20 protein-coding genes are annotated in these 21,488 nt (G+C 72.6%); 10 read left to right on the top strand and 10 right to left on the bottom strand.

What is annotated here, in order from left to right; all coding sequences use genetic code 11:
- Positions 1-15 precede the first annotated feature (15 nt).
- Positions 16-1,389, top strand: coding sequence for an NtaA/DmoA family FMN-dependent monooxygenase (locus ACQY0Z_RS28065; protein ID WP_189903021.1), 1,374 nt, complete (start codon positions 16-18; stop codon positions 1,387-1,389).
- On the top strand, positions 1,386-2,450 hold the full coding sequence (locus tag ACQY0Z_RS28070; RefSeq protein ID WP_439813013.1) for an LLM class flavin-dependent oxidoreductase: 1,065 nt from the start codon (positions 1,386-1,388) through the stop codon (positions 2,448-2,450). Before ACQY0Z_RS28065 ends, ACQY0Z_RS28070 begins: the two co-directional genes overlap by 4 nt.
- 57 nt (positions 2,451-2,507) lie before the next feature.
- Here ACQY0Z_RS28070 and ACQY0Z_RS28075 read toward each other — a convergent pair whose 3' ends face one another.
- The 4 genes from ACQY0Z_RS28075 to ACQY0Z_RS28090 are packed head-to-tail and all read right to left on the bottom strand — an operon-like array spanning position 2,508 to position 6,563.
- Entirely contained in the window at positions 2,508-3,338 is an 831-nt protein-coding gene (locus ACQY0Z_RS28075) for a DUF1684 domain-containing protein (protein ID WP_189903025.1), read from the bottom strand.
- 27 nt (positions 3,339-3,365) lie between these two features.
- On the bottom strand, positions 3,366-3,968 hold the full coding sequence (locus tag ACQY0Z_RS28080; protein WP_439813014.1) for a nitroreductase family protein: 603 nt from the start codon (positions 3,966-3,968) through the stop codon (positions 3,366-3,368).
- A gap of 37 nt (positions 3,969-4,005) precedes the next feature.
- Positions 4,006-5,202: a homoserine O-acetyltransferase MetX gene (gene metX, locus ACQY0Z_RS28085; RefSeq protein ID WP_439813389.1), complete on the bottom strand. Its 1,197-nt coding sequence runs from the start codon at positions 5,200-5,202 to the stop codon at positions 4,006-4,008.
- Positions 5,199-6,563, bottom strand: a complete 1,365-nt coding sequence (locus ACQY0Z_RS28090; protein ID WP_254586902.1) for a bifunctional o-acetylhomoserine/o-acetylserine sulfhydrylase — start codon at positions 6,561-6,563, stop codon at positions 5,199-5,201. The genes metX and ACQY0Z_RS28090 overlap by 4 nt, the downstream gene beginning before the upstream one ends.
- 349 nt (positions 6,564-6,912) lie before the next feature.
- Between ACQY0Z_RS28090 and ACQY0Z_RS28095 the strand changes: the two genes are divergently transcribed.
- From ACQY0Z_RS28095 to ACQY0Z_RS28105, 3 genes are all read left to right on the top strand, one after another.
- Entirely contained in the window at positions 6,913-6,993 is an 81-nt protein-coding gene (locus tag ACQY0Z_RS28095; RefSeq protein WP_350328476.1) for a putative leader peptide, read from the top strand.
- 244 nt (positions 6,994-7,237) lie between these two features.
- Entirely contained in the window at positions 7,238-7,792 is a 555-nt protein-coding gene (gene ssuE, locus ACQY0Z_RS28100) for an NADPH-dependent FMN reductase (protein WP_189903030.1), read from the top strand.
- A 95-nt stretch (positions 7,793-7,887) separates the two neighbouring features.
- Positions 7,888-9,048: an LLM class flavin-dependent oxidoreductase gene (locus ACQY0Z_RS28105; protein ID WP_439813015.1), complete on the top strand. Its 1,161-nt coding sequence runs from the start codon at positions 7,888-7,890 to the stop codon at positions 9,046-9,048.
- Positions 9,049-10,189: 1,141 nt separating this feature from the next.
- Here the strand turns inward: ACQY0Z_RS28105 and ACQY0Z_RS28110 are convergent.
- Both ACQY0Z_RS28110 and ACQY0Z_RS28115 read right to left on the bottom strand, forming a co-directional pair.
- On the bottom strand, positions 10,190-10,501 hold the full coding sequence (locus ACQY0Z_RS28110) for a DUF7701 domain-containing protein (protein WP_254586900.1): 312 nt from the start codon (positions 10,499-10,501) through the stop codon (positions 10,190-10,192).
- Positions 10,498-11,049: a RipA family octameric membrane protein gene (locus tag ACQY0Z_RS28115; protein ID WP_439813016.1), complete on the bottom strand. Its 552-nt coding sequence runs from the start codon at positions 11,047-11,049 to the stop codon at positions 10,498-10,500. Before ACQY0Z_RS28115 ends, ACQY0Z_RS28110 begins: the two co-directional genes overlap by 4 nt.
- 289 nt (positions 11,050-11,338) lie before the next feature.
- On the opposite strand from ACQY0Z_RS28115, the gene ACQY0Z_RS28120 reads away from it, so the two are divergent.
- From ACQY0Z_RS28120 to ACQY0Z_RS28135, 4 genes are all read left to right on the top strand, one after another.
- A complete protein-coding gene (locus ACQY0Z_RS28120; RefSeq protein ID WP_254586898.1) occupies positions 11,339-11,869 on the top strand; it encodes a DUF5994 family protein in 531 nt (176 codons plus the stop codon).
- Between the two features lie 273 nt (positions 11,870-12,142).
- Positions 12,143-12,754 (top strand): enoyl-CoA hydratase/isomerase family protein, encoded by a 612-nt coding sequence (locus tag ACQY0Z_RS28125; protein ID WP_439813017.1) that lies wholly within the window; start codon positions 12,143-12,145, stop codon positions 12,752-12,754.
- 91 nt (positions 12,755-12,845) lie between these two features.
- Positions 12,846-13,832, top strand: a complete 987-nt coding sequence (locus ACQY0Z_RS28130; RefSeq protein WP_439813018.1) for an NADPH:quinone reductase — start codon at positions 12,846-12,848, stop codon at positions 13,830-13,832.
- A gap of 111 nt (positions 13,833-13,943) precedes the next feature.
- Positions 13,944-14,975, top strand: coding sequence for a DUF6215 domain-containing protein (locus ACQY0Z_RS28135; RefSeq protein WP_439813019.1), 1,032 nt, complete (start codon positions 13,944-13,946; stop codon positions 14,973-14,975).
- A 73-nt stretch (positions 14,976-15,048) separates the two neighbouring features.
- Here ACQY0Z_RS28135 and ACQY0Z_RS28140 read toward each other — a convergent pair whose 3' ends face one another.
- Entirely contained in the window at positions 15,049-16,521 is a 1,473-nt protein-coding gene (locus tag ACQY0Z_RS28140) for a non-reducing end alpha-L-arabinofuranosidase family hydrolase (protein WP_439813020.1), read from the bottom strand.
- A 392-nt stretch (positions 16,522-16,913) separates the two neighbouring features.
- Here ACQY0Z_RS28140 and ACQY0Z_RS28145 point away from each other — a divergent pair, with 392 nt between their 5' ends.
- Positions 16,914-18,362, top strand: a complete 1,449-nt coding sequence (locus ACQY0Z_RS28145; protein ID WP_439813021.1) for an endo-1,4-beta-xylanase — start codon at positions 16,914-16,916, stop codon at positions 18,360-18,362.
- Between the two features lie 73 nt (positions 18,363-18,435).
- Here ACQY0Z_RS28145 and pcaDC read toward each other — a convergent pair whose 3' ends face one another.
- From pcaDC to pcaG, 3 genes are read right to left on the bottom strand one after another with little or no spacing between them, the layout of a single operon-like run.
- Entirely contained in the window at positions 18,436-19,557 is a 1,122-nt protein-coding gene (pcaDC, locus tag ACQY0Z_RS28150; protein WP_189903052.1) for a bifunctional 3-oxoadipate enol-lactonase/4-carboxymuconolactone decarboxylase PcaDC, read from the bottom strand.
- Positions 19,554-20,885, bottom strand: a complete 1,332-nt coding sequence (gene pcaB / locus ACQY0Z_RS28155) for a 3-carboxy-cis,cis-muconate cycloisomerase (RefSeq protein ID WP_439813022.1) — start codon at positions 20,883-20,885, stop codon at positions 19,554-19,556. Before pcaB ends, pcaDC begins: the two co-directional genes overlap by 4 nt.
- A complete protein-coding gene (pcaG, locus tag ACQY0Z_RS28160; RefSeq protein ID WP_254586890.1) occupies positions 20,882-21,487 on the bottom strand; it encodes a protocatechuate 3,4-dioxygenase subunit alpha in 606 nt (201 codons plus the stop codon). Before pcaG ends, pcaB begins: the two co-directional genes overlap by 4 nt.
- Position 21,488 lies beyond the last annotated feature (1 nt).

Consider the following 21,488-nt stretch of genomic DNA (forward strand, 5'->3'; position numbering starts at 1 on the left):
GGAACGACCACCGCCATGAGCAAGCCGCTGAAGCAGATCCACCTCGCCGCCCACTTCCCGGGCGTCAACAACACCACCGTGTGGAGCGACCCCGCGTCCGGCAGCCACATCGAGTTCAGCTCCTTCGCGCACTTCGCCCGCACCGCCGAACGCGCCAAGTTCGACTTCCTGTTCCTCGCGGAAGGGCTACGGCTCCGCGAACAGGGCGGCCAAATATACGACTTGGACGTCGTCGGCCGCCCCGACACCTTCACCGTGCTGTCCGCGCTCGCCGCCGTCACCGACCACCTCGGACTGACCGGCACCATCAACTCCACCTTCAACGAACCGTACGAGGTGGCCCGCCAGTTCGCCGGCCTCGACCACCTCTCCGGCGGGCGCGCCGCCTGGAACGTCGTCACCTCCTGGGACGCGTTCACCGGCGAGAACTTCCGCCGCGGGGGCTTCCTGCCGCAGCAGGAGCGCTACTCCCGCGCCAAGGAGTTCCTCGCCACCGCCCACGAACTCTTCGACTCCTGGCGCGGCGACGAGATCCTCGCCGACCAGGAGACCGGCCAGTTCCTCAGCGACGCCAAGGCAGGCGCCTTCGTCCACCGAGGACAGCACTTCGACATCCACGGCCGGTTCAACGTCCCGCGCTCCCCGCAGGGCCGCCCCGTCATCTTCCAGGCGGGGGACTCCGAGGAGGGACGCGAGTTCGCCGCCTCGGACGCCGACGCCATCTTCAGCCGCCACGCCACCCTCGACGCCGGCCGCGCCTTCTACGCCGACGTCAAGCGGCGCCTCGCCAAGTACGGCCGCCGGCCCGACCAGTTGCTCATCCTGCCCGCCGCCACCTTCACCCTCGCCGACACCGACGAGGAGGCGCGGGAGCTGGCGAAGGCGGTGCGCCGCCAGCAGGTCAGCGGCGCCACCGCCCTGCGCCACCTGGAGTTCGTCTGGAACCGGGACCTCTCCGGCTACGACCCCGACGGTCCGCTGCCCGACATCGACCCGGACGTCAGCAGCCGTCACATCGCCGAGGGCCGAGCCCAGGTCCGCATGTACCGCGATCCGCTGGCCACCGCCCGCGAGTGGCGCGAACTGGCCGCCGCCAACAACTGGTCCATCCGCGACCTCGTCATCGAGACCGGCAACCGGCAGAACTTCATCGGCTCCGCCGAGACCATCGCCCGCACCATCGACGAGTACGTGCAGAACGACGCCAGCGACGGCTTCATCCTCGTCCCGCACGTCACCCCCACCGGCCTCGACGCCTTCGCCGACAAGGTCGTCCCGCTGCTCCAGGAACGCGGCGTCTTCCGCACCGACTACGAGGGCCCCACCCTCCGCCACCACCTGGGCCTCGCCCACCCGGACGACCTCGACGACCGGCGGGCCGCTTCATGAAGTTCCTCGCGGTCACCCTGATCGTCCACCGCCCCGACCCCGTCACGGGAGTGCTCAAGCCGACCCACGACCGCTTCCGCGAGGTCGTCGACAACGCCGTCCTCGCCGAGGAGCTCGGCTTCGACGGCTTCGGCGTGGGGGAGCGGCACGAGCGGCCCTTCCTCTCCTCCGCGCCCACCGTCGTCCTCGGCCACCTCGCGGCCCTGACCCGCCGCATCCGCCTCTTCACCGCGGTCACCACGCTCAGCCTGCTCGACCCGGTGCGCGCCTACGAGGACTACGCCACCCTCGACCACCTCTCCGAGGGCCGGCTCGACCTCATCATCGGCAAGGGCAACGGCACCGCCCAGCGCGAGCTGTTCCAGGTCACCCCCGAGGACCAGTGGGACCGCAACGCCGAGAGCTACGACGTCTTCCGCCGCATCTGGCGGCAGGACAGGATCACCGCCGACACCCGCTTCCGCCCGCCGCTCAAGGACGCCGAGGTCTGGCCGCGCCCCTACCAGCGGCCCGTCCGCGTCTGGCACGGCAGCGCCACCAGCAAGGAGTCCGTCGACCTGGCCGCCCGCCACGGCGACCCGCTGTTCTCCGCGAACGTCACCCACCCCATCGAGCCCTACGCCGAACTGATCGACCACTACGGGGAACGCTGGGAGCACTACGGCCACGACCCGGCGCGGCTCACGGTCGGCGCCGGCACGGCCGGGCTGCTGGTCGCCCGCACCTCCCAGGAAGCGGTCGAGACCTACCGGCCGGTCTTCGAGGCCAACCTGGCCTTCCAGAAGGAGACCGGGCTGCCCGTGGTCTTCGAGACGGTGGAGGACTTCGTCGAGCGCAGCTCCGCCCTGATCGGCAGCCCGCAGCAGATCGTCGACAAGGTGCACCGCTACCACGAGCGGTTCGGGCACAGCGTCCTCCATGTGCACGCCGACGCCGGCGGACTGCCCGACTCCGTGCACCGCGACTCCCTCGAACGTTTCCAGTCCGAGGTGGCCCCCGCCCTCCGGCACGCACTGCCGGACCCGCCCTTCCCATGGGAGCCGGTCGATCCGGTTCCGTAGAACCGTGAAACACGACGCGGCCCCTCCGGCATCCGGAGGGGCCGCGTCGTGGCGTGCTCAGGCCGCGGCGGACTTCCGCTCGTACGGGATCGTCTCGCCGGCCTCGATCGCGACCGGCAGCCGGTTCTCCGCCGGCGGCAGGGGGCACGTCGCGAAGTCGGTGTAGGCACACGGCAGGTTGGTGGCGCGGTTGAAGTCCAGCACCACACGGTTGTCCGGGCCCGGCGCGTCGATCTTCAGCGCCCGGTTGGCGGCGTACGTGGTGACACCGGACGTCGCGTCGGTGAACAGCACCAGCAGGTCGCCCGGTCCGCCGGCCTCGAACGCGGTCAGCTCCAGCTCCTGCCCGTCGATCACGAAGCGGACCTTCCCGGGGGCGTCGTAGACGTGCTCGAGCCCCTCGACGGCGGCGCCCACCGTGGTGGGACGCGGCTCCGGGAACGGCACGTAGGTGCCGGTGACCCGCCAGCGCGGGTCCGGCGCGTAGGCGGGCGTGCCGGTGAACTGGGTGCGCAGCGGGTGGTCGGGGTGACGCGGCCGGACCACGTCCTGGCCGCCCCGGCGCGCTGTCTCGATCACCGCGTCGCCCCAGACGGCGTGGACGGAGGCGCGCTCCGCGAGGACGCCGAAGCGGTGCCGGCCGCGCACGGTGGCGCCGTCGACGACCAGTTCCTCCCCGTCGTCCAGCTCGACGGTGACCCCGTCGTCGCCGGCCGACCAGACGCCGGGCGCGCCGGGGAACCGCTGCGGCTCCGCGTCCGGCCAGTACAGGCCGGTGACGGCGAGGAAGCCGTGCTCGTGGGCGAGCGTGGCGTCCTTGTGACGGTGCCACTCCTCCCACTCGGTGACGAAGGCGTCGGTACTGGCGGGTGATGCCTGGACGGTCATGTGCGGTCCTCCGGTGGAGAGTCGGTGTCAGGGGCGGACAGGCAGCGGGGTGCCCCAGGTGTGGGCGAAGAACGTCTCCTCGCCGGGGCGCCGCTCACGGACGGCGGTCTCCCGCTCGCGCAGCTTCGGCGGCAGCAGGTCCGCCGGGGCCAGCGCGCCCACGGCGACGACGGACAGCGGCCGGAAACCCTCCGGCACGCCCAGCGACGTCCGCAGCGCGTCGGCGTCGAAGCCGGACATCTGATGCGCGTGCAGCCCCAAGGAGTGCGCCTGCAGTACGAGTTGGGCCACCGAGAGTCCGGTGTCGTACGCGGGCCCGGGCTGCGGCACGCCGTTCTCGACACGGTCCTCCGCCACCGCCGCCACCAGCAGCGAACTGGTGCCCGCCCACTCCTGGTTGAAGGGGATGAGCGCGTCGAGGATGCACAGGTACGTGCTGTCGCCGCGCCGGCCGACCAGGAACCGCCACGGCTGGGCGTTGTAGGCGGACGGCGCCCAGCGGGCCGCCTCCAGCAGGGAGGCCAGCTCCTCGTCGCCCAGGGTGTGGGCGGCGTCGAACGACCGGGGGCTCCAGCGATCGGCGAGCAGCGGGTGGACGGCCGCGGCGGTGGTCGCGGTGTGGGGTGACATCGGGGAAGGTCCTTACTCGTCAGGGGTGTGAGACTCGTCAGGGGTGTGCGCGGTGACGCCCCGGTGTCTGCGCCGGGACCGGGGGAGCGGCGGGCAGGAGCTCACGCACCAGCGCGGCGACCTGCTCCACCTCGATCAGGAAGCCGTCGTGGCCGTACGGCGACTCGACGACGCGCGGCGCGTCCGCCGTGGGGATGCCGGCCGCCAGCTCGGCCTGCTGGGACGGCGGGTAGAGCCGGTCGGAGTCCACGCCCGCGGCCAGCGTGGGGGCGGTCACCCGGCCGAGGGCGGCCCGCACCCCGCCCCTTCCACGGCCGACGTCGTGGCTGTTCATCGCCTTCGACAGCACGACGTAGCTGCCCGCGTCGAAGCGGCGCACCAGCTTGTCCGCGTGGTGGTCCAGGTAGGAGGCGACCTGGTAGCGGCCGCCGCGCCAGGGGTCCTCCGCCTCCTGCGGGCTGCGTCCGAAGCGGCTCTGCAGCTCCGGCTCGCTGCGGTAGGTGATGTGGGCGATGCGGCGGGCCACGCCGAGTCCGGCGTGCGGGCCGCGCCCGGTGTCGTGGTAGTGGCCGCCGTGCCAGTGCGGGTCGGAGCGGATGGCGTGCAACTGTGTCTCCGCCCACGCGATCTGCTCCGCGCTCGCCGCCGCCGTGGTCGCCAGCAGCAGGAGCGCGCCGGTGCGCTCCGGGTACGACACGGCCCACTCCACGGCCCGCATCCCGCCCATCGAGCCGCCGACGACCAGCGCCCACCGGTCGACGCCCAGTGCGTCGGCGAGGGCGGCCTCGACGGCGACCTGGTCGCGCTGGGTGAGGAACGGGAAGTCGCCGCCCCAGCGCCGCCCGGACGGTCCGCGCGAGGACGGGCCGGTGCTGCCCTGGCAGCCGCCGAGCACGTTCGGCGCGACCACGAACCAGCGGTCCGTGTCGAGCGCCCGCCCCGGCCCCACGAGCCCGTCCCACCAGCCGGGCGTGGGATGCCCCGGACCGGCGGGACCGGCGACATGGCTGTCGCCGGTGAGGGCGTGCAGCACCAGCACCGCGTTCGACCGGTCCGGCGCGAGCCGCCCCCACGTCTCGAACGCCAGCCGCACGCCCGGCAGTTCACCGCCCGCCTCAAGGGCAAGCGGCTCCGGGTGCGCGTACCACTGCCGCCGCCCGGGCGGGTCCCCCTCCCGCCAGGCCCCGGAGGCCGGCGGGAGGGGGACCGGGGACGGCGTCAGAACGGTGTTCAGGACGCGCCCTTCGCCGCGCGGAACCCGGCCTCCAGATCGGCCTTGAGGTCCTCGAGGGCCTCGATGCCGACGGACAGCCGCACCAGCCCGGGCGAGGTGCCGGTGGCCGCGAGCTGCTCCTCGGCGAGCTGGCTGTGGGTGGTGGACGCCGGGTGGATGATGAGGCTGCGCACGTCGCCGATGTTGGCGAGGTGGCTGAACAGGCTCACGGCGTCCACGAACCGCTTGCCGGCCTCCACGCCGTCCCGCAGCTCGAACGACACGATCGCGCCCGCGCCGCGCGGCAGGTACTTCTGCCCCGCCTCGTACCAGGGGCTGGACGGCAGTCCCGCGTAGTGCACGGCGGCCACCTCGTCGCGCTGCTCCAGCCACTCGGCGAGCGCTTGGGCGTTGGAGGAGTGCCGCTCGATGCGCAGACTGAGCGTCTCCACGCCCTGCAGCAGCAGGAACGCCGAGTGCGGGGACAGCGCCGGGCCGAGGTCGCGCAGCAGCTGCACCCGCAGCTTCACCGCGAACGCGCCCGGACCGAGCGCCGGCCAGTAACGCAGGCCGTGGTAGCTCGGGTCGGGCTCGCTGAAGTCCGGGAACCGGTCGGCGTGCGCACCGAAGTCGAAGGTGCCGCCGTCGACGACCACGCCCGCGATGGCCGTGCCGTGACCGCCCAGGAACTTGGTCGCCGAGTGCACCACGACGTCCGCGCCGTGCTCCAGCGGCCGCAGCAGGTACGGCGTCGGCACCGTGTTGTCCACGATCAGCGGCACACCCGCCGCGTGCGCGACGTCCGCGACCGCCCGCACGTCGAGGACGTTGCCGCGCGGATTGCCCAGCGACTCGGCGAACAGCGCCTTGGTGTTGGGGCGGATCGCCGCCCGCCACGCCTCCGGGTCGTCGGGGTCGTCCACGAAGGACACCTCGACGCCGAACTTCGGCAGCGTGTGCCGGAACAGGTTGTACGTGCCGCCGTACAGGGAGGTGCTGGACACGATGTGGTCGCCGGCGCTCGCCACGGTCAGCAGCGCCAGCGTCTCCGCGGCCTGCCCCGAGGACAGCGCCACGGCCGCGACACCGCCCTCCAGCGCGGCGATCCGCTGCTCGAAGACGTCCTGGGTCGGGTTGTGGATGCGGGTGTAGATGTTGCCGGGCTCGGCCAGGGCGAACAGGTCGGCGGCGTGCTGCGTGTCGCGGAACACGAACGACGTCGTCTGGTAGATCGGCGTCGCGCGCGCCCCGGTCGTGGGGTCGGGCTCCGCGCCCGCGTGGACCTGCTTGGTCTCGAAGGACCAGGCGGGCGTGGAGTCCGCGGCGGACTCCCCGTCGGGGGTGTGGCCTGCGGTGACGGAGTCGATGGGCCGGCTGCTCATGAGAGTGCTCCCTGGCGGAGAAAGGGGGATGTGGTCGTGCCTGAGGACGCCACGGCGCCGCGCGTCACGGCCCCGGACACAAGGGGGCGGTGGTCGGCGCGATGCGGTGAAGCGGAGAGGAGAGAGGCCGGACTGCCGGCCGGGCGCGCGCGGCGTCAGCTCGCGGCGGAACAGCCCGTGGTGGTGACACGCACGTAATCGACGTGGCGGCGGGTCACGAGCACGGTCATGCGCTCAGGTAACCACACGCCGGCGGCGTCGCGCCAGATCGACGGAAGCCGTCGCACCCGCCGGGACGACGTCCGGGCGTTCTTGACCCGTGTCACCGACTGCTGTTTTGATCGACGGCATGAAGCGACAGGACCTCACGCGGCGACGCCATGTCGACCTTGCGCGTGTCTCCAGCTCCTGCTGTCGCACCCGGGCCTGAGCGCGACCGAGGGACACCCTCGCCCCGCTCCTTCTCCCTGATCTTTTCCCTGATCCCGGCCTTCGGCCGCTCCGCCGACGCCTGCCGTCGTCGCAGCGCCGTCGCCTGACACCCCCTTACGCGCTCCCCGGCCGGTCGGCCGCGCAACGGACGCCGCCCGTCCCGCCGTTGCCCGCGGGCCGGCCGTCACCACCCGCTGTCGCCCCGCCCGACCCGCTCGCACCGATCCTCGGAAGGTCCTCCCATGGCCACCATCCTGTCCGTCTCCGGAAGCCCCTCCGCCACCTCCCGCACCGCCCGGCTGCTGCGCCACCTCGACCAGCGGCTCGTCGCGCAGGGGCACGAGGTCATACCGCTCGACGTGCGCACCCTCCCGCCCGAGGCGCTGCTGCACGCCGACTTCCGCCATCCGGCGATCGTCGAAACCACCGCCCTCTTCCAGCAGGCCGACGGCGTCGTCATCGGCACCCCCGTCTACAAGGCCGCCTACTCCGGCCTGCTGAAGGCGCTGCTGGACCTGCTGCCGCAGTACGCGCTCACCGGGAAGACCGTCCTGCCGCTCGCCACCGGCGGCACCACCGCCCATGTCCTCGCCATCGACTACGCGCTGCGGCCCGTGCTCAACTCCATGGGCCCCGCCCACATCACGCCCGGCTGGTTCACCCTCGACACGGAGATCACCGTGGGCGACGACGGCACCCTGACCGTCGCCCCCGCCGCGGCCGAGGCGCTGGCCCAGGTCACCGACCAGTTCTCCCGCGCGCTCGGCGGCCGCACCCTGCTGGCGGCCACCGGCTGAGCACCGCGGGGAGGAACGCGGCGCCGTGACGTGGCTCCGCGGCCGCCCCGACCACGGCCTCCTCTGACGACGCACGAACCGAACGGAGCCCTCCCGTGACCCTCACCTTCCACTGGTTCCTGCCCACCAACGGCGACAGCCGCCACGTCGTCGGCGGCGGCCACGGCACCCCGGCCACGGCGTCCGGACGGGACCGGCCGCCCACGGTCGCCTACCTCACCCAGATCGCCCGCGCCGCCGAGGACCTGGGCTTCGTGGGCGCGCTCACCCCGACCGGCGCATGGTGCGAGGACGCGTGGCTGACCACCGCCATGGTCAGCCAGAACACCGAACGCCTGAAGTTCCTCGTCGCCTTCCGCCCCGGATTCGTCTCGCCCACCCTCGCCGCGCAGATGGCGTCCACCTTCCAGCGGCAGAGCGGCGGACGGCTGCTGCTCAACGTCGTCACCGGCGGTGAGAGCCACGAGCAGCGCGCCTACGGCGACTTCCTCGACAAGGACGACCGCTACCGCCGCACCGACGAGTTCCTGAGCGTCGTGCGGGAGCTGTGGCAGGGCAAGACGGTGGACCTGGAGGGCGAGCACCTGCGCGTGGCGGACGCCAGGCTGGCCCGGGTGCCCGACCCGGTGCCCGAGGTGTACTTCGGCGGCTCCTCGCCCATCGCGGGACGGGTCGCGGCGAAGCACGTCGACGTCTATCTCACCTGGGGCGAACCGCCCGCCGCCGTCGCGGAGAAGATCGCCTGGATCCGCCGCCTGGCCGCGGAGGAGGGCCGCACCCTGCGCTTCGGCATCCGCCTGCACGTCATCACCCGCGACACCTCCGAGCAGGCGTGGGCGGAGGCCAACCGCCTCCTGGCCGGCTTCGACCCGGAGACGATCCGCTCGGTGCAGGAGGGACTCGCCCGCAGCGAGTCGGAGGGCCAGCGGCGGATGCTCGCCCTGCACGGCGGCGGCAACCGCGACGGCCTGGAGATCCACCCCAACCTCTGGGCGGGCATCGGCCTGGTACGCGGCGGCGCGGGCACGGCCCTGGTGGGCAGCCACGAGGAGGTCGCCGACCGCATCAAGGAGTACCACGCCCTCGGCATCGACGAGTTCGTCCTCTCCGGCTACCCGCACCTGGAGGAGGCGTACTGGTTCGGCGAGGGGGTGCTGCCGCGCCTGGAGGCGGAGGGACTGTGGGCCCGTCCGTCGCGGGTGGGGGCGGGCCAGGAGACGTCGGGGCAGGTGCCGTTCGCGACGGCGGGCCGCTGACGACCAGGCCCTGTTCGGTACTCCCGGGCGCGACGTCCGGGGCGTACGGCGGCGGGGCGGGGATCACGGTGGGGGCGGGCGCCTGGGCCAGCCCCCGCTTGATCCGGCGCATGAGCGGGTTCACCTGGCGGCGCGTCATCGCGTGGTTCCGCCCGGCCAGGGTGAGGGCCCGCACAGCGGAGGGGTCGATCCGGACGAACTCCGGCGTCCAGTCGCGGCCGAAGACGATGTACCCCCGCGTCCCGGCCACGCGCGTGAGCGCGTCCGGTTTCTTCAGCGGCGGGTACGCCGGCCACCGGAACGCGGCGAGCCTCCTCGCCTCCTCGCCCTGGAGTTCGGCGGCCCGCGCGGCGAACGCCGCCCGGGCCGCCGCCCTGAACCGGTCGTACTCGGGCTCGTCGGTGAACACCGTCACCAGCAGCCGCTCCGGCGGCAGCAGCCGTACTACCTCGGTGAACTCCCAGAGGGTGCCTTCACTGGTCCCGGTGGCGAGCACGACCAGTCGCGCCTTGCGGATGGCGTCGCTCACGGTGGGCTTCCAGTCGTTCAGCGGCAGGTAGAACCTCCGTGCCCCCGCCAGCGGCAGGCGTTCGCCGGGCCGCCCCACGGCCACGACCGGCCCGAGCTTGAACCGCAGATGCCACACCATGTGCTCCTCCCAGGTGCGGCTGTGCGGGGTGTGCATCCTGCGGATCGGGTTGAGGACGGGGACCGGCTTGATCCGGTACAGCTCGTCGTCGAGGTCGAAGGGACGCAGATACAGGATGTACGACTGCGGCTCCAGCGCCCCCGCGTCCTTCACCAGCCGGGCCGTGTGGCGCCTGCCGAAGCGGGACAGGCGGCTGCCCGTGAACACGGCCACGATGCCGCCCGCGAGCATCAGGACGCCGATGACCACGTCCTCGGTGGTCAGGATGCCGAACATGGTGCGCGTCCGGATGCGGTTGAGTCCGGCGACGGCCACGAGGAAGCCGAGAACCCGTGTCACGCAGCCGACGCCACGGGCGCCGCAGCCGACACTCCGCACCTGGCGGGGCCTCGTCACCTCGAACTGTCCCCCGCCCCCGTCATGCCTGTTCACCCGCATGGCACGAGACGTTACGCACGACGCGCGTGCAACACGCGACATTTCAGGGAGATTTCACTCGCGAGGTGATTCTCCACCGCGCTTCACCCTCCGAGCCGCCTCCCGTATCGCCTCCGCGTACGGCGCGTCCGCCGCGCGCGTCTCGGGCGAGAGCTCCTCGAACGGCACGAGCGAGGCGTGACCGGCGTCGACCGTCTGCATCCACGCCGACCACGCGTCGTGCACGTCCTCGTCGGTGACCCGCTCACCCTTCGCACGCAGCAGCACCGCGTACAGCCGGAACAGGTCGTCCGCGCCCTCGGGCGGCCGCGCGCCCGGCGGCAGGCAGGACCGGATCAGATCGGCGAGCGGATCGAGGTAGGTCACCCCGCCAGTGTGCCAGCCACCAGCACCACATGAGCCAGCGCGAACACGAGGGGCACGATCCGCTCCGACGAGCTGAGTTCGGCGTACCGCCGGGTCCGGCGCGGCTCGGGTGTGCCGCGCAGCACCGCCCACTCGTCGGTGAAGATCCGCACCGGCAACCGTTCCTCGATCTCGTTGATGACACGGAACTTGGCCGAGTTGAGATGCCGGTACGAGCGGAGCTGGAGCCACCAGGCGAGGGACAGGGTGACCCCGCCCATGGCGACCGCCACGGAGACGTACCACGGCGGTTCGGCCCACTCCGACATCCCGAACCCGATCACGCTCACCAGCGCCGTCTGCACGGACAGGAAGAACGCGTTGGCCGAACCGCGGCGCGCGGACACCCGGTCGGCCATCTCCACGGCGAGCTTGTACAACTCGAGCACGTCCTGACCCACGGCCGGCTCACCGGGCGCCGACGGGCGCGGCCCGGATCCTGGCTGCGCGGGGACGGCGGCCGTCGTCGTCCGGCCGTGCACGCTGTCGTCGTCACGGTCGCGTTCCATTGGACTCCCGGGGGCGGTGGTGGGGGAGGGACCTCATCGTAGGTACGGTGCGGGGGCGGCGTCAGGTGCTTTCCGGACCGTCACGCGAAGGAGGGCGGGACGGCTCGTCGGGCGGGTGCCGCACGCGCTCCTCGCCCCGGAGAACTGCTGGTCAGTCCCCCGGTCCCGGCCGACGGGGAGTACGGTGGAGATACCGGGAGCTTCTCGCGCACCGGCTCAGCCGCCGGTGGCGTTCCCGGCGATGGGCGACACCGGCCCGCAGCCGCGGGCCCGGAGACAGGTTCGCGTCATGAACGTGACCATCGACCGCACGATGTCGAGCAGGCGCCTCCCCGCACCACCGGCTCGGCTGTCCCTGGCGTCCGCGCCGGGAGGGCTGGACGGCGTGTGGTGGCCCCGCTCCCGCGCCCTCAGCCGCGAGCTGCCGCCCCTGACCGCCGCGCTCGACAGCCCCTGGGGCCGCGTCACCGGTGTCGCGGTGAGCCCGGCGCACTGGCCGGTCATTCCGAGCTGGGTGTCCCGGGAGGGGCGTGCCGTGCGGGTGGACTGGGCCGCCGAGGAGCAGGATCCGCACCGGATGACCCTCTTCTTCGCCGAGGGCCGCCGCGACGTGCTGGTGGTGCCTCCGGAAGCAGGCGCCTCCGCCGCACGGCTGCTGTCCGGCGACAGCGGGGAAGCCCCGGGCCGGGCGGGGGACACGGGCGACAGGATGGACGTACGGACCGCACTGGAAGCGTGGGAGACGGACGGCGGGGCGGATGCGCCGTCTCCCCTGCGGCCGTCCGCCGGCTCGGCAGGCGTTCGCCCTCTCCCCGATTGACGTGCGCCGAAGTGGTCCCAGGCTGGTGGCAGGCGCAGACGAAGGGACCGTGGCCGTGAGCGGTGGGCATGTACTTCCCCAGCTGCTGACGGCGGCGGAAGCGGCCGCGCCGGTGGACGCTCTCGACGTGGTCGCCGAGGACCTGCGGCGGCGGCTCTCTGCCGAAGAGGCGCAGATCGGCGTCCTGGACCCGGTAGGGGTGCGGTCCACGTCGCAGGCGACCGACTCCGCCGCCCCCTCGCGCAGGCGCAGGGGCCAGGGATCCTCGACGAGATGGACGACCTCAGGGAGATCGCCGACCGTGCCCCGCACCTCAACCTCTTCCAGGGCGTCGGCGAACTGCTGCGCCATCAGCCGCAGGTGACGATCGTCAAGCTCGCGGGCACGGCGCGTGCGGGCGGCGCGGAGTTCGTGGCCGCCGCCGACCTGGCCTTCGCCGCGCGGGAGACGGCCGGGCTCGGTCAGAGCGAGGTGCTGATGGGCATCGTCCCGGGCGGCGGCGGTACGCAGTACTTGCGTGAACGGCTGGGCCGTAACCGGGCGTTGGAACTGCTGCTCACCGGCGACAGGGTGGACGCGGACACCGCGGCCGCCTACGGGTGGATCAATCGGGCGGTCCCGGCGGCGGAGCTGGACGCCTTCGTCGACGATGTGGCGCAGAAGATCGCCGCGCTGTCCCCGGAGATCGTCGCGGCCGTCAAAGAGCTGGTGCCGCCGCCCGACCTGACCGAGGGCCTGCGGGCGGAGAACGCCGCGTGGGCCGAGCTGGTGAGCGGGGAGCTGCCGCCCCGGCTCATGCGCGAGGCGCTCCGGCACGGGGTGCAGACCCGCGAGGGCGAGCGCGACCTGGAATCGGTCCTGCGCACCGTGGCCGCCGGCCTGTAAGCACCCGCCCTCACAGCAAGCCGGCTCGCGAGCAGCCGCCCTCACCAAGCCGGCTCACGAGCAGCCGCCTTCCCACAGAAAGACGAAGCACATGAGAGCAGCCTTCTACGACACCCCCGGCCCCGCGAGGAGCGTGCTGCGGGTGATCGACGTCGAACGCCCCGAACCGGGCCCCGGCCAGGTCCGCGTCCGGGTCACCCTCTCCGCGATCAACCCCGGTGACATGTACTGGCGGCAGCACTCCACCGAGCGTGACTTCCAGCGCGTCGGCAAGCGGCGGGGCCGCATCCCGCACCAGGACGGCACCGGTGTGATCGACGCGGTCGGCGAGGGCGTCGACGCGAGCCGCGTGGGCGACCGCGTGTGGGTCTGGATGGCCGCCACGGGCGAGGTCTGGGGGACCGCGGCGGAGTGGGTGGTCGTGCCGTCCGAGCAGGCCGTCGACCTGCCCGACGGTGTCTCCGACGCCCTCGGCGCCTGCCTCGGCATCCCGGCGATGACCGCGCACCTGACGCTGCACGGCGACGGTCCTTTGCACGGCCGTACCGTGCTCGTCGCGGGCGGGGCGGGCGCCGTCGGGCACTACGCGATCGAGCTCGGCAAGGCGGCGGGCGCCACCGTCGTGACGACCGTCAGCGGCTCCGAGAAGGCCGCGCACGCCAAGGCCGCCGGCGCGGACCTCGTGGTGAACTACCGCGACCCCGACGCGGCCCGGCAGATTCTCGACGGGGTCGGCCCGGTCGACCGGATCGTCGAGGTCGCGCTGCGCGACAACCTCGAACTGGATCTGGCCGTGGCCGCCCCGGGTGCGACCGTCGTGACGTACGCGGCCCAGGCTGAGGACCCGTCCCTGCCGCTCCTGCGCCTCATGTGGTCCCACCTGACCCTGTGCTTCACGCTCTTCCACACCGCGCCGCGGGACACACTGCTTCACGCCGCGGACGCGCTCACCGCGGCCCTGAGCGAGGGCGCCCTCACGCCGCTGCCGCTGCACACCTTCGGCCTCGACGAGGTGGCCGCCGCGCACGAGGCCGTCGAGCGCGGCGTCCTGGGCAAGGCGGTGCTCGACCTGCGCTGAGCAGGTCACCGGTCCCCGGCGGGGGGCTCGCTTTTCATCACAGTTGAGTAGCGTCCCGGAAGTATGGCTTCCGTCACAGCCGACGTGATCAGCGCCTGATGAGATCACCGGATGCTCGGTTACCTCGTCCGTCTCCTCCCCTTCTGGGTCCGCGAGCCGCTGCTGATCCTTGTCGGGACGGTCTTCGGCGTACGCATCCTGTACTTGGCCCTCGTCGACGGCGAGGGGTGGGTCGCGGGCGTCATCGGCGCGGTGTTCCTGGTGGGGACGGCGCTGCGCGTGCGCGTGGTCGTCCGCGCCCTGCGCGCCCGCCGTCATCCCGCCGCTCCGCAGGACGACGCGGACGAGAGGAGCAGTGCCGACGACACGAGCAGTGCGGACGGCACCGCGCCCGCAGCCCCCCGTCCGGAGGCCCCGGTGGTGCGGCGCCCCGCCGAGAAGGAGCCCAACGCCTGGGGCCAGGCGGCCCTGGCCGTCGGCCTCTTCGCGGTGATCGCGGCGGCCTTCTGGTTCCAGGACCGCCTCCCGGGCTCCGGCGACGACACCGCGGCCCCGGCCGCCGCCACGTGCCGGCACGACGAGGACGAGAAGCTGCCGAGCGCCTACAGGTCCACCCCCGAGGCCGTGACCGGCGAGGACCTGTGCCGCGCGCTCAACCTGCCCGAGCTGCCCCGCCTTCTCGGCACGCCCACGGAGACCGCGACGTACGCCTCCGGCACCGACAACACCGCCCCGCTCACGGACAGGAAGGTCGCCCAGCCCGAGGCGAGGGTCGAGTTCGACACGTACACGGTGGAGCTGTCGGCCACGTACAACAAGCTCACGGTCGACCAGTACGCGAACCTGACCAAGTACGGCGACCATGGGTTCGTCAAGGAGCTCAAGATCCTGGGCCGCCCCGCCCTGCTCACCTCGGACCACATGATGAAGATCCAGATCGACCTGGGCGGCGGCGAGGGAACGAGCGGCCCGGTGGAGCAGGGGCCGCTCGCCCGGTCGCTGACCGTGGCGTTCGACGCGAAGGACCGGGGCGGCTCCTACGACCTCACCGTGTGGAGCGAGTCCGGCGCCCTCCCGGACGACAGCGCCGTGGTCGAGATTGCGGAGGCGGTCCTGCCGAGGATCACGCACGGCACGGAGTGAGCGGGCGTGCGGGCCCGGCTCGCCGCCGGGCCCGCACCCCTTCCCCCCTCGGAACAGGTCTCCTCTCCCACCCTCAGCGCCGCAGCGTCAGCAGACCCGGGCGGTAGGGCAGCAGGCCGTAGTCACCTCCGGAGTTGGGGCTGCGGCCCTGGTAGAGCAGCTGCAGGTTGCAGGGGTCGACGGTCATCGTCTGGTCGGCGCTGGTGCGGAGCAGCTCGCCGTGGCTGATGTCGTTCGTCCAGGTCGCGCCGCTGTTGGCCTTGCCGGCGAAGGGGTTGCTCTCGGACGCGGCCTGGGGCGTCCACGTGCCGCCGAGGCTGGTCGCGGTGAACGAGCGGAAGTACCGGCCCTGGGAGCCGATCGCCTCGACGATCATCAGGTAGCGGTTCTGGTCCTTTAGCTTGTAGACCTGCGGCGCCTCGAACAGGTTGTTCGTCGAGTCGCTCATGACGACGGTCGAGCTCGAGCCGAAGCTGCCGGGGAAGTTCCCGATCGGCATGCTCGCCCGGTAGATCTTGCCGTTGTCGCCCGCGAAGAACAGGTACATGTTCGTGTCGTCACCGATCAGCGTCTGGTCGATCGGGCCCGTGGAGGAGCCGGAGATGCTCCCGGAGAACAGCACCTGCTCGGACGACCAGCCGTTGGGGTTGGTCGGGTCGCTCGACGTGCGGTACGAGAAGGCGGTCGAGCCCCACTGGTAGGCCAGCACCCAGATGTTCTTCGGAGCGAAGTAGAAGAGGCTGGGCGCGACCGTCGAGTTGTTCATCGCGTTCTGGGAGGCCGAGGCCATCTCCGACCAGTCGCCGAACAGACCGAAGTTCATCGACCCCCACCGCGTCCCGGTGTCGTGCGTGGTCGCGTACACGAGCTGCTTGCCGTTGTAGGGGGCGACGGTGAAGTCCTTCAGCGACACCCACCCCGACCGGGGCTGCGCCAGAGCGCCCGTCGACGACCAGCTGTAGCTCGACGGCAGCTGGCACGCGCCGGGGTCCTCGTCGGAGCCGCCGACCTTCACGAGCCGCCACTGCTGGTTCGCGCCGGCCCAGTCGTCGTACTGGACGATGTTGGCGTTGTCGGCGGTGGACGCGCCCTGGACCTCGAGCGCCTTGCCGCTGTTGCGGTTGATGAGACGGACGTGGCCGTCGGAGCTGTCGGCCAGCCGCCACTGCTGGTTGGCGGCGTTCAGGTCGGTCCACTGGACGATCGAACCGCCGTTGGCCGTCGACCAGTTGTAGACGTCGAGCACCTTGCCGGAGTGGCGGGACTTGATGCGGTAGTAGCCGTTGCCCGAGTCCACGAACTGCCATTGCTGCTGGGCCTGGTCGTTCCTCGCCCACTGGGTGATCCGGGCGCCGTCGTTCGTGGCCAGGTTGTAGACGTCCAGCGCCTTGCCGCTGTTGCGGTTGACCAGCACGTACGAGGCGCTGGTGTCCACGGTCGCGGCCTCGGCCGGCTGGGCGCCGACGAACGCGGCCAGCAGCAACAGGGGGGCGAGCACGGCGAGCAGGCGTCTCGGACGGACCCGGGACGCGTGGCTGAGCCACATGATGAACCTCCTGGATGTGGGGGTGAGGTGTCGCCGGACAGGGGGGAGCGGCAGCCGCACCGGGATCGAACGTGTCGAATGTTTCGGATCGATCCTGGCCACGTGACGCCACAAGCTAGGGAGACGGAAGCGGGCGGTCAAGGGCTGTGACCGGCCGGATCGGCGATTCGAAACATTCGAGAGCACCTCAGAAACTGTTTCCGCCGCAGGGCTTGACGGGTCGTCATCAACCCTCCACCATCTGTTTGGCAAACCGACCGCCGTTCGATATATCGAACGAATTTGCCTCATGAGTCCCGTACGTCCCGCACACCCCCGTGCGGGACGGCGCCGCACCTGAGCCGCGGTGCGGTGCACGGTGCATCCCTCTCTCCTGCCTTGGAGGCACAGCCATGGGCTTCAACGCCCTCCCCAGAGCCGCCGTCCGGCGGAAACTCCGCGTCCTGCTGCCCACGCTGCTCGTCGGCGCCCTCGGCTTCGCCGGCGCGGTGGCCGCACCCGCGCCGGAGGCCCAGGCCGCCGAGAGCACCCTCGGCGCCGCGGCGGCGCAGAGCGGCCGCTACTTCGGCGTGGCCATCGCCGCGAACCGCCTGAGCGACTCGACGTACGCGACGATCGCGAACCGCGAGTTCAACTCGGTGACGGCCGAGAACGAGATGAAGATCGACGCCACCGAGCCGCAGCGGGGCCAGTTCAACTTCCAGAACGCCGACCGCATCTACAACTGGGCCGTGCAGAACGGCAAGGAGGTGCGCGGTCACACCCTGGCCTGGCACTCCCAGCAGCCCAGCTGGATGCAGAGCCTCGGCGGCAGCGCCCTGCGCCAGGCGATGATCGACCACATCAACGGCGTGATGTCCCACTACAAGGGCAAGATCGCACAGTGGGACGTCGTCAACGAGGCGTTCGCCGACGGCAGTTCGGGCGCCCGGCGCGACTCCAACCTGGAGCGCACCGGCAGCGACTGGATCGAGGTCGCCTTCCGCACCGCGCGCGCCGCCGACCCGTCCGCCAAGCTCTGCTACAACGACTACAACGTCGAGAACTGGACCTGGGCGAAGACCCAGGCCATGTACCGCATGGTGAAGGACTTCAAGCAGCGCGGCGTCCCGATCGACTGCGTCGGCTTCCAGTCGCACTTCAACAGCGGCAGCCCGTACAACTCCAACTTCCGCACCACGCTGCAGGAGTTCGCCGCGCTCGGCGTCGACGTCGCCATCACCGAGCTGGACATCCAGGGCGCGTCGCCGACGACGTACGCGGCCGTGGTCAACGACTGCCTGGCGGTCTCCCGCTGCCTCGGCGTGACCGTGTGGGGCGTGCGCGACATGGACTCGTGGCGTTCGAGCGACACCCCGCTGCTCTTCAACAACGACGGCAGCAAGAAGCAGGCGTACACCGCCGTGCTGAACGCCCTCAACGCCGGCGAAGGCGGCGGCGACCCGGACCCGGAGCCGGGTGACGGCACCGCCGTCAAGGGCGTCGGCTCGGGCCGCTGCCTGGACGTGCCCAACGCGAGCACCACGGACGGCACGCAGGTGCAGCTGTACGACTGCAACGGCCGGACCAACCAGTCGTGGGAGCTCACCTCCTCCGGTGAGCTGCGGGTCTACGGCAACAAGTGCCTGGACGCCGCCGGCACCGGCAACGGCGCCAAGGTCCAGATCTACAGCTGCTGGGGCGGCGACAACCAGAAGTGGACCCTGAACTCCGACGGCACCATCGTCGGCGTCCAGTCCGGCCGCTGCCTCGACGCGGTCGGCGCGGGCACGGCCAACGGCACGCAGATCCAGCTGTACAGCTGCGGAGGCGGCAGCAACCAGCGCTGGTCCCGCGTCTGACACACCTCTCCTGATGTGATCGCGGGGGTCACCGCCCGACAGGCGGTGACCCCCGCGACCGCGCCGGCCCCGGCTACCCGGCGGCCTCCTCCTCCAGCACCCGCTGGGCGACGGCGAACGCCGAGTTGGCCGCCGGGACCCCGCAGTACACGGCGGTCTGGAGCAGCACCGCCCCGATCTCCTCCGGGGTGAGCCCGTTGCGGCGGGCCGCGCGCACATGCATGCCGAGTTCGTCGTAGTGGCCGTGTGCGACCAGCGCCGTGAGGGTGACCATGCTGCGTTCCCGGCGGGACAGCGTCGGGTCGGTCCAGATCTCGCCCCAGGCGTAGCGCGAGATGAAGTCCTGGAAGCGGGCGGTGAACGGCGTCTGCCGCGCCTGCGCCCGGTCCACGTGCGCGTCGCCCAGCACCTCCCGGCGCACCTCCATGCCACGCCGGACGGGCCCGCCGAAGTGCGTCCGCAGCGCCGTGAGAACCGCCTCCGGCTGCTCGGCGGGCGCCAGGTGCGAGGCGCCGGGGATCTCCACCAGCGCGGCACCGGGCACCGCGTCCGCGATCTCGCGAAGATGCGCCGGCGGTGTGGCCGGGTCCTGCCGCCCGGCGACGGCCAGCGTGGGAACGGCGATCTCCGCCAGCCGGTCCCGCAGGTCGAAGGCGGCGAGCGCGTCGCAGCAGGCCGCGTACGCGTCCGGGTCGGCCTCCCGGTGGTCCTGGACCAGCCGCGGCACGGTGAACCCGGGGGTGAACCAGCGGGCGTCCGCGCTCTCGGCGAGCCCCGCCGGCCCCTCCCGGCGCACCAGCGCGGCCCGTTCCTCCCACGGCTTGGCCCCGTTGAAGTGCGCCGAGGAACAGATCACGGCCAGGGAGGAGAGCCGGTCCGGGTGGTGCACGGCCAGGTGCAGTCCCACCGCCCCGCCCAGGGACACACCCGCGTAGGCGAACCGCTCGATGCCGAGCGAGTCGGCCAGCGCGAGCACCGGACCGGCGAGATCGCCCACGCTCGCACCGGGACCGATCAGCCCCGCCGGCGAACCGCCGTGCCCCGGCAGGTCCCACCGGACCACCCGGTGCGCGGCCGCCAGTTCGGGCGCCACCTTGTCCCAGAGAGCGTACGAGGTGCCGAGCGAGGGACCCAGCAGCAGCGGGGGAGCCGAAGCGGGGCCTTCGACACGGTGGTTGAGCAGCTCACTTGTCAACGTCGCTCCAGAGCACGGTCGGTGAGGTCTCCGGCGCAGCCGGTGTAACGGGACGGGTCGACGAGCGCGGACACGTCGACCCCTTTCAGTTTCGGCTCCTGCGCCAGCAGTTCGGCCAGGTCGCGACCCTCCTCGTACGCTCTCCGCGCCAGCGAGGTCAGCAGGTCCTTGGCCCGGGCGCGGCCGAGGACCGGGGCCAGCTCGGCGGACAGCCGTTCGGAGACGATCAGTCCCCGGGTGAGATCGAGGTGGGCACGCATCGTGTCCGCGTGCACCCGCAGCCCCTCGGCCAGCTCGGCGGCGTCCCGGGCGGCGCCGCCCACCAGGCGGAGCAGGTCCCTGAGCGGTTCCCACTCGGCGTGCCAGGCCCCGGCCGGCCGTTCGTCCTCGGCCACCAGCGAGCCGTACAGCGTGGCCGCGAGCTGCGGCGCCCGCCGGGCCGCCGCCGCGATCAGCGTCGAGCGGACCGGGTTCGCCTTGTGCGGCATGGCCGACGAGCCGCCGCCGCGGCCCTCGGACACCTCCGCGATCTCGGTACGGGACAGGGTGAGGACGTCCGCCGCGAGCTTGCCCAGCGCGCCGGCGGCGAAGGCGAGGCAGCCGGCGAGATCGGCCACCGGAGTCCGGAGCGTGTGCCAGGGCAACACCGGCTCCGCCAGGCCCAGTTCGCGGGCGTACGCACCTGGCAGCGCGGTCGCGTCCCCGGCCCCGTACGCCGTGAACGCCGCCAGCGTCCCCGCCGCTCCGCCGAGCTGAGCGGGCAGCGACTCGCGGACCCGCCCCACCCGGTCCCGCGCGTCCAGCACCAGCGCCCGCCACCCGGCCGCCTTCAGCCCGAACGTCGTCGGCACGGCGTGCTGGGTGAGCGTCCGGCCGGCCATCGGCGTGTCACGGTGCTCGGCGGCCAGTGCGGCCAGCGCCCGCGCGCAGCGCTCCAGGTCGGCGAGGACCACCGCGAGTACCCGGCGGGCGACCAGCATGGTCGCCGTGTCCATGATGTCCTGGCTGGTCGCCCCGCGGTGCACGTACGGGCGGTGCTCCTCGCCCACCGCCTGGGTGAGCGCCGCGACCACGGGGATCACCGGGTTCCCGCCGCCGCGGGCCTCCACGGCGAGGGACGCGACGTCGAAGCGGGCCGGTTCGGCGGCCTGTGCCACCGCCCTCGCGGCCTCCGCAGGGGCGAGCCCCGCCGCCGACTGGACCCGGGTGAGGGCGGCCTCCGCGTCGAGCAGCGCCCGCAGGAACGCCGTGTCCGTGGTCTCCGCGGCCGCCTCGGCGCCGGCCCACCCGGGGGCGAGCAGCCCGGCGCCGGAATCGGCCGCCGTCACCGGAACTCCAGGAAGACCGTCTCGCCCTCGCCCTGGAGGCGGATGTCGAAGCGGTACGTGCCGTTGCCCCGGGCCCCGGCGACGAGCGTGCAGCGCCGTTCCTCGTCCAGCCGGGACAGCAAGGGGTCGGCGGCCAGCGCAGCCTGGTCGTCCGGCAGATAGATCCGGGTGAACAGGTGGACGAGCAGACCGCGGGCGAAGACGCACACGCTCAGGTGCGGCGCGCCGCCGCCGCGTGTTCCGGGCCGCAGCGTGCGCGCGGACCAGTGGCCGTTCGCGTCGGTCGCGATCCGCCCGAACCCGGTGAACTCCACGCCGTTGCGCCCGAGGAAGCCCCCGGTCGCCGGGTCGCGCCGCATCGAGCCGTCGACCCGGGGCACCTCGCCGTCCGGGTCCGGTCCCCACAGCTCCACGAGGGCGTCCGGCACCGGGTCGCCGTTGCCGTCGTACACGTAACCGTGCAGCGCGATGGTGTCCGGGTGGCCGGCGGGCGCGACCTCGCCGCCGCCGGGGAACGGCAGGGCGTGGCCGTAGAAGGGGCCGACCGTGTGCGACGGGGTGGGCAGCACGGTCTCCGGACGGGTGGTGTCGATCTTCGTCATG

Source organism: Streptomyces sp. P9-2 (genome assembly GCF_051903975.1).
GTDB classification, from domain to species: Bacteria; Actinomycetota; Actinomycetes; order Streptomycetales; family Streptomycetaceae; genus Streptomyces; species Streptomyces cellulosae.